5 protein-coding genes are annotated in these 7733 nt (G+C 72.9%); 3 read left to right on the top strand and 2 right to left on the bottom strand.

Annotation, left to right across the window (positions count from 1 at the left end; genetic code table 11):
* Positions 1–115: 115 nt before the first annotated feature.
* On the bottom strand, positions 116–3688 hold the full coding sequence (locus ABZ885_RS31630) for a bifunctional glycosyltransferase family 2 protein/CDP-glycerol:glycerophosphate glycerophosphotransferase (RefSeq protein ID WP_360196184.1): 3573 nt from the start codon (positions 3686–3688) through the stop codon (positions 116–118).
* Between the two features lie 191 nt (positions 3689–3879).
* On the opposite strand from ABZ885_RS31630, the gene ABZ885_RS31625 reads away from it, so the two are divergent.
* Positions 3880–4878: a glycosyltransferase gene (locus ABZ885_RS31625; protein ID WP_360196181.1), complete on the top strand. Its 999-nt coding sequence runs from the start codon at positions 3880–3882 to the stop codon at positions 4876–4878.
* Between the two features lie 80 nt (positions 4879–4958).
* On the top strand, positions 4959–5960 hold the full coding sequence (locus ABZ885_RS31620) for a YihY/virulence factor BrkB family protein (protein WP_360196178.1): 1002 nt from the start codon (positions 4959–4961) through the stop codon (positions 5958–5960).
* Between the two features lie 59 nt (positions 5961–6019).
* On the opposite strand, the gene ABZ885_RS31615 is transcribed toward ABZ885_RS31620, so the two are convergent.
* Positions 6020–7117, bottom strand: coding sequence for a D-alanyl-D-alanine carboxypeptidase (locus ABZ885_RS31615; RefSeq protein WP_360196187.1), 1098 nt, complete (start codon positions 7115–7117; stop codon positions 6020–6022).
* A 280-nt stretch (positions 7118–7397) separates the two neighbouring features.
* Between ABZ885_RS31615 and ABZ885_RS31610 the strand changes: the two genes are divergently transcribed.
* Positions 7398–7655 (top strand): hypothetical protein, encoded by a 258-nt coding sequence (locus ABZ885_RS31610; protein WP_360196176.1) that lies wholly within the window; start codon positions 7398–7400, stop codon positions 7653–7655.
* Positions 7656–7733: the final 78 nt, after the last annotated feature.

The raw sequence follows: 7733 nt of genomic DNA, 5'->3' as shown, positions 1-7733 counted from the left end.
AATTGTTGTTTTGTTTTGTTTTGCGGGTCATAGGCCGGGTGTCTCCCCGGTTACCCCCCCGTCCCCCGGGCGGCCCCCGGCGCGGTGTCGCGCCGGGCGCCTCCTGGGCTGCCTGCTACTGCTGGCGGAGCATGCCGTCCACCACGCGGGCCGCGGCCTGGCCGTCGTCCAGGTCGCAGTACGCCTCACGGAACGCCGCGTACTTCTCGGCGTACTCGGCGGTCACCGTGTCGACCCGGCCGAGCGCGGAGACCAGCTCCTCGGAGGTGGCCAGCAGCGGGCCGGGCACCTCCGACTCGAAGTCGAGGCTGAAGCCGCGCAGGTTGTCGCGGTAGTGCTCCAGGTCGTGCGTGAAGAACAGCACCGGCTTGCCGGTCGCGGCGAAGTCGAACAGCGTCGCCGAGTAGTCGGTGACCAGCACGTCGGCGATCAGCAGCAGCTCGGCCATGTCGGGGTAGCTGCCGACGTCCCAGATGTAGCCGTTGCCGGCGCCGGGGATCTGGCCGCACATCACGCTGTGCCGGCGGACCAGCAGGACCTGGTCGTCGCCCAGCGCCTCCCGGGCCGCGTCCAGGTCGAGCCGCAGGTCGATCTGGTAGCCGCCGTTCGGGCGCCGGCGGTCCTCGCGGAAGGTCGGCGCGTACAGCACGACCTTCTTGCCCTCGGGCAGGCCGAGCCGTTCGCGGACCTGCTCGGCGGTCTTCTCCCGGTCGGACGCGAACAGCAGGTCGTTACGGGGCGAACCGCTCTCCAGGATTTCACCCTTGAAGTCGAACGCCCGGCGCAGCACCGGCGCCGACCAGGTGTTGCCGGCCACCAGCATCGACCAGTTCGGGACGTCCTTGGCGAGCCCCTTCAGGTAGTTGGCGTCGGTGAACCAGACCTTCTCGAAGTCGTAGCCGACCTGCTTCAGCGGGGTGCCGTGCCAGGTCTGCACGACCACCTGGCCGGGGCGGCGGACGAAGAAGTCCGGCAGGTGCGCACTGGTGACGATGTACTTGGCGGTGGCCAGCGTCTCGAACCACTCCGGGCTCCAGAGCCGGATCGCGCCCGCGGTCTGCGGCAGCTCGGCCTGGAGGTCGTCGCTGCCCCACAGGTGCTCCAGCTGCAGGCCGCGGCGGACCAGCTCCTCGTGGATCGCGCGCGGCGCGTCCGCGTAGAGGCCGCCGAGCGCCACGTTGTAGAGCACGGTGTCGCGCAGCGGGAGCCGGCGGGCCGCCGGGTAGTCCACGGTGCGCAGCTGGCGCTGGCGGTAGCCGCTGCGCTCCTCGGGCAGCAGCGCCGAGTGCGACTCCAGCGAGAGGCCGTCGTAGTAGCGGCGCTCCAGCGCGATCCGCTTGCCGCGCGACTCCACCTCCAGCGGCAGGGTGCCGAAGCACTCCGGCGCGATCAGCGCGTGCCGGGAGGCCTGGCTGTCGGCCGGCTCGCCGACCGGGCGGAAGAAGACGTCCCAGGTGCCCTGGGTGAGCGGCACCCGGCCGGCGAAGGAGGCCGTCGGCACCGGCGGGAGGGCGGTGCGGAACCGGCCGTCCGCGATCTCCACCGGGTAGACGTGCTCCTCCTCGCGCCAGTTGTGCCGGACCACCAGCTCCCAGCGGTGGTTGCCGGGCAGCGGGAAGGCGCCGCTGAGCAGGAAGCCGTCGGCACCGCGGGAGGTGATCGCGTCCACCACCGGCTGCAGCAGCTGGTCGGAGAACTGCAGGTAGCCGCCGGGGGACGGCTTCGAGTAGAGCGCGCGGCGCTCGGCGACCGGGGCCTGCGGGTTCAGGGCGACGTGCAGCTGCTCCGGGGCGTTGCGGTCGTCCCAGGCCACCGGCACGGCGGTGCCGTCGGCGAGCAGCAGGGTGGTGTCCCAGCGGTCGCGGGCGCGCTCCGCGGCCACCGGGTCGAGCTCGGCCCAGGCCGTGCGGACGGCGGTCAGCTCGGCCACCGGGACGGAGGCGTTGAACGGCTGCAGCGTGCCGACCGGGGCGGCGAGCTCCAGCGGGAAGAGCAGCTCGCGGTCGGACTCGACGTGGGTCATCTTGAACCGGGCGCCGGCGAGGTCCGGGCCGGAGCGGACCGCGCCGGACACCTCCATCCGGCCGTCCTGAGCGGACAGCGCGGTCACCCGGGCCCGGACGGTCTCCACCCGCAGGTAGACGTGGCCGTCCCGGACCCACGGCACGATCCGGACGTCCGGCTCGACCCAGCTGGCGGGGACGTACTGGGCGGTGTCGCTCCAGCCGGCCGAGACCCGGCCCTTGTAGACGCCGCCCTTGCCGGCGCCGGCCACCAGGACGCGCCAGTTGCCGTCCTTCCACTGGCCGCGGTGCTTGAGCTTCTTCGGGTCGAGGGTGACGTTGAAGCCGGCCCAGTCGCAGCTGTACAGGTCGTGGTTGCAGCTGGCGGTGGCCTCGGGGCTGTACTGGGTCTTCATCGGCACGGCGATCACGCGGCGGCCCTTGGCCTCGCGGAGCACCAGCGTGCGGACCATGTCGTGCTTGTTGGCGGCGCCCAGCTGCTCCGGGTACGCGTGGCCGGTCAGCTGCAGCTTGCCGCCGACCCAGGCCGACTCGTACAGCCGGCTGCGCATCACAAGCGAGTTGTCCAGCTTCAGCACGCCGGCCGGCACGCTCTTGCGCCCGCCGCGCAGGAACGGGTAGTCGGCGTACGGGCGCAGCAGGCCGCGCGCGGAGACGCCGCCGTTGCTCTCGCCCTCGTACTTGATCTGCTCGACGAACTCGTCGATCCGGCCGGACAGGGTCAGGTGGTACTTCAGGCGCAGCGGCGCGCGCAGCTTGCGGACCTGCTCGGGGCCGATCGACCGGAGCAGCCGGCTGACGTGCTTGAGGTAGGCGTCCCGGTACTCCTTGTCGCCGTCCACGACGGACCAGAAGAACATCGGGATCTCCTCGACGAGGGTGTTCTCGTCGTAGGAGCGCAGATACTGGGCGAAGCGCGGGTCGGTCTGCTTCTTCAGCCAGCCGCGGACCAGCTCGACCGAGGCGACGCGGTCGACCAGGCCCTTGGGGTTGGTGCGCATCTGCGTGATCGACATCTCGCCGACCTCGCGCTCGCGCCAGTGGTAGATCGGCTCGGAGAGCACGTCCACGCTCCGGGCGAGGTAGTGGTGCGGCACGCTGACCGGGGCGTCCTCGTACAGGATGCCCTCGGGGTACAGGATGCCGGCCGCGTCGAAGAAGGAGCGGCGATACACCTTGTTCCACGCCGTGCGGTCGGTGACCAGCGCGGGGATCTCGGTGATGTGGGTCTTGAGGCGGGTCTCCTTGAACGGCTTCACGTGCCCGCCGGACTGGTAGTAGCCCACCGCGCGGAAGCGCAGCACGTTGCCGGTGGCGAAGTCCGAGCCGGTCTCGTCGAGCGTGTTGATCATCAGCTCGTACGCGCTCGGCGGCATCGAGTCGTCGCTGTCGACGAAGCAGAGGAACTCGCTGTCCGGGTCGATGTGCCGGATGCCGGTGTTGCGGGCCGCGCCGAGGCCCTTGTTCACCTGGCGGACCAGCCGGAAGCGGGAGTCCTTGGCGGCGTACGCGTCGGCGAGCGCCGCGCTGTCGTCCTTCGAACCGTCGTCGACCATGACGCACTCGAAGTCCGTGAAGGTCTGGGCGGCGATCGAGTCGAGGCATTCCACGAGGTAGCGCTCGACGTTGTAGATCGGAACGACGATGGAGAGGCGGGGAGCCATCGGCTACGCAGGCCTTTCTTGGGGAAGGAGCGTGGCAGCCCGTTCGGGGTCTGGCCGCACCGGTGCGTACGTGCCCGCCGATCCTACCTTCCGGCCCCCGGGAGCCCTCCGGGGCCGGGCCCGGCGGTCGCGTCCGGCCTGGTCGGCGGCCCCCTCCGACCCGGGCCGCGGGCAGGCCCTAGGCTGTGCCCATGCCCCGCTTCAGCGTCATCGTCCCGGTGTTCAAGGTCGAGGAGTACCTCCCCGAGTGCCTCGATTCGGTGCTCGGCCAGGGCGGCCCGGACTTCGAACTGATCGCGGTGGACGACCGCTCCCCGGACGGCTGCGGCGCGCTGCTGGACCGGGCCGCGGCCGCCGACCCCCGGGTGCGGGTGCTGCACCTGCCGGAGAACGTCGGCCTCGGCCGCGCCCGCAACGCCGGCCTGGAGGTCGCCACCGGCGACTACGTGATCTTCCTGGACAGCGACGACACGCTGACCCCCGGCCTGCTCAAGGCCGTCGACGACCGGCTCGCGGCCGGCGGCGACCCCGACATCCTGGTCTACGACTACGCCCGCACCTACGCCGACGGCCGGATCACCCGGGCCGCCTCGGCGCACGTCTTCGGCGCCGCCTCCCCGGACGTCTTCGACCTCGACACCCGCCCCGACCTCCTCGACCTGCTCCAGGTGGTCTGGAACAAGGCCTACCGGCGCGGCTTCATCACCGAGCAGGGCCTCACCTTCCCCGCGGGCTACTACGAGGACACCCCCTGGACCTACCCGGCGCTGCTCGCCGCCGCGAGCATCACCCTGCTCGACCAGGTCGGCGTGCACTACCGGCAGCGCGAGGAGGGCGGCAACATCCTGGCCACCGCCAGCCGCAAGCACTTCGACGTCTTCGCGCAGTACGACCTGGTCTTCGCCTTCCTGGACGCCCGCCCCGACCTCGACCGCTGGCGCCCGGTGGTCTACGGCCGGATGCTGCACCACCTCAACACCGTGGTCTCCAAGGCCGGCCGGGTGCCGCCCGGCGACCGCCGCGAGTACTTCCGCCGGGCCGCCGCGCACTGCGCCCGGCTGCGCCCGGCCGGCTACCGGCCGCCCGCCGGGGTCGACGGCGTCCGCACCGAACTGCTCGGCAACGGCCGCTACGCCGCCTACCAGGCCGTGCGCGCACTGGCCCGCGCCCGCCGGCTCGTCAGGCGCTAGGCCCTGTCCGGCCCGTCAGGCGCCGGGGCGGTCGCCGAGCCTGACCCCCGTTCGGGCGAACGGCCGGTATAACCGGTCGGGTGGACTTCCTGACCCGCCTTCCGGTGATCGGCCCGCTCGCGGCGTGGGTGCTGCGCAGCCGCCCGTACCGCGCGTACGAGCACTTCACCACCGCCCGCGGCAACCGGCTGGCCGGTGCGGTCACCTTCTTCGGCTTCCTGGCGCTCTTCCCGCTGCTCACCGTGGCGCTGGCGATCGCGGTCGCGACCCTCAGCGACACCCGGGTCGACGACCTGCAGAAGCGGATCTCCGACCAGCTGCCGGGCATCTCCGACGCGCTCAACCTGCCGTCCCTGGTGGCCAACGCGGGCACCGTCGGGTTGGTCAGCGGCGTGCTGCTGCTGCTCTCCGGCCTCGGCTGGGTGGACACCATGCGCACCTCGATCCGGGACGTCTGGCAGCTGCCGGACGAGGAGGGCAACCCGGTGCTGCGCAAGGTCTGGGACTGCGCGGTGCTCGGCGGCCTGGGCCTGGTCTCGCTCTTCTCGCTCGCCGCCTCCGCCGCCGGGACGACGCTGGCCGGCCGGATCGCCGACTGGATCGGCCTGGGCACCGGGGGCTACCTGCTGACCGGCGTCGGCCTGCTGATCGCGGTCGGCTCCGACATGGTGCTCTTCGCCTACCTGCTGGCGCCCTTCCCGCGGATCGGCGGCCAGCAACGGCGGACGGTGCTGCAGGGCGCGCTGATCGGCGGGGTCGGCTTCGAGCTGCTGAAGATCCTGCTCGCCTCCTACCTCGGCTCGGTCGCCGGGCGGAGCCTCTACGGCGCCTTCGGCGTGCCGGTGGCGCTGCTGCTCTGGATCAACTTCGTCTGCCGGCTGCTGATGTACTGCGTCGCCTGGACGGCCACCGCCGACCCGGCCGCCGCCCGCGGCCGGGCCCGCGAGCGCGCCCGGGCCATGGTGGCGGCCGCCGACGAGGAGGAGGCGGCCGGCGAACGGGACGGCGCGCGGCGGGCCGACGGTCCCCGGGCGGACGAGCCGCAGCCGGACGGACCGCCGCAGGCCCGGCCGCGCGACTGAGGCCGGGCCTGCGGGGGACTCCCGGGCTGTCCGGGCTGTTCGCTGCCGGAGGGACGGGGTCAGGACGACCGGTCGCGTCGGCGCAGCAGGAACCGCGCGCCCGCCGCGCCCGCGACCAGGGCGGCCCCGATCCCCAGCCAGCCGGCCGGGCCGATCCCGCCGCCGTCACCGCCGTCACCGCCGCCGCCGTCGCCGTCCGCAGCGGCGCGCGCGGCGGCCGTCGGGGTCGGCGAGGGGTGCGGCGGCGGGGCGGGAACCCCGGCGGTGCCGCCCGCCTGCCCGGTCGGCGTCGGCTCGGCGCCCCCGTTCGGCGCCTCGTCCACCAGCTTCCCGACCGGCGTCACCTTGTCGGCAGCGGCGAAGCCCCAGTCGAGCAGCGCCGCCGTCTCGTCGTACACCTTCTGATACGTCGACGGGTGCATGACCGTCACCAGCAGCGTGCGGCCGTTGCGTTCGGCGGCGCCGACGAAGGTCGAGCCGGCCTCGGTGGTGAAACCGTTCTTCACGCCGATCAGACCCGGGTACTTGCCGAGCAGGCGGTCGGTGTTGGCGATCCCGAAGCTGCCGCGCTGGCCGCTGTTCTTGTCCACCGCGCCGGGGAACATCGCGTCCCGGGTGGCGCAGTACATCCGGAAGTCGGGGTTGCGCAGCCCGGCCCGGGCGAACAGGGTCAGGTCGTACGCCGAGGACACCTGGCCGTCCATGTCGTAGCCGTCGGGCGAGATCACCCTGGTGTCCCTCGCCTGCAGCGCGTCGGCGCGGGCCTGCATCTCGGTGACGGTCTGGGCGATGCCGCCGTTCATGTGCGACAGGACGTGCACCGCGTCGTTGCCGGAGCTGAGGAACACCCCGCGCCAGAGGTCCTCGACCTTGTAGTCGAGGTCCTCCTTGATGCCGACCAGGCTGCTGCCGGGGCCGATGCCCTGGATCTCCGCGTCGGCGACCCGGTGCACCAGGTTCCGGTCGAACTTGGGCAGCACGGTGTCCGCGAACAGGATCTTCAGGGTGCTGGCCGGGGCGAGCCGCAGGTGCGGGTTGCTGGCCGCCAGCACGTCACCCGACGCGGCGTCGGCGACTATCCACGACCGGCCGGTGAGGTCGCCCGGCAGCGCCGGAGCACCGGCGAGCGGGGCCACCTGGACGCCGGACAGCCCCATCCGCTCCCCGCCGATCGCGGCCGGCGGGGGAGGCGGCTCGTGCGGGGCCGCGACGGCGGCCGGGGCGGCGAGGAGAACCGGGAGCGCCGCGGTGCACGCGGCGAGCAGATGTGCGAGCTGAGGACGTGTGAGCACCAGCAGACCGTACCCAGTCGGGGGCCCCGGCGTCCGCCCCGCCGGGCCGGTCCGCCGCAGGAGGGGGCCACCATGAGCCGAACGGACGCCTGCGCATACTGGGAGGGCACACCATCTTCACGCCACCGCCCGCCGAGGACCCCCCATGAAGCTCAGCCGCCGCACCTCCTGGTTCCTGACCGCCTTCGGCGTCTGGTCCATGATCATCTGGACCACCTTCGTCAAGAACCTCTGGAAGGACTCCGGCGGCCAGGCCTTCACCAACGGCGACCACTCCCAGCCCACCGCCTTCTTCTGGGTCCACCTCCTCCTCGCCGTCACCTCCTTCCTCCTCGGCGTCGGTGTCGGCTCCGTCGGCGTCCGCGGCCTCCGCGCCAGCCGCCGCACCCCGGCCGCCGACTGACCGGCCCTGCCCGGGAACGCCCGGAGGCCCCCGCCCCCGGGGGGGGTGGGGGGGGGCCGCGAGTCTTGCGCTTCCGGG

The sequence above is a fragment of the Kitasatospora sp. NPDC047058 genome (genome assembly GCF_040643935.1).
In the GTDB taxonomy this organism is placed as follows: Bacteria; Actinomycetota; Actinomycetes; order Streptomycetales; family Streptomycetaceae; genus Kitasatospora.
Note: the sequence above shows the minus strand (reverse complement) of the source record. Positions and strands in the feature narration are given on the sequence as shown.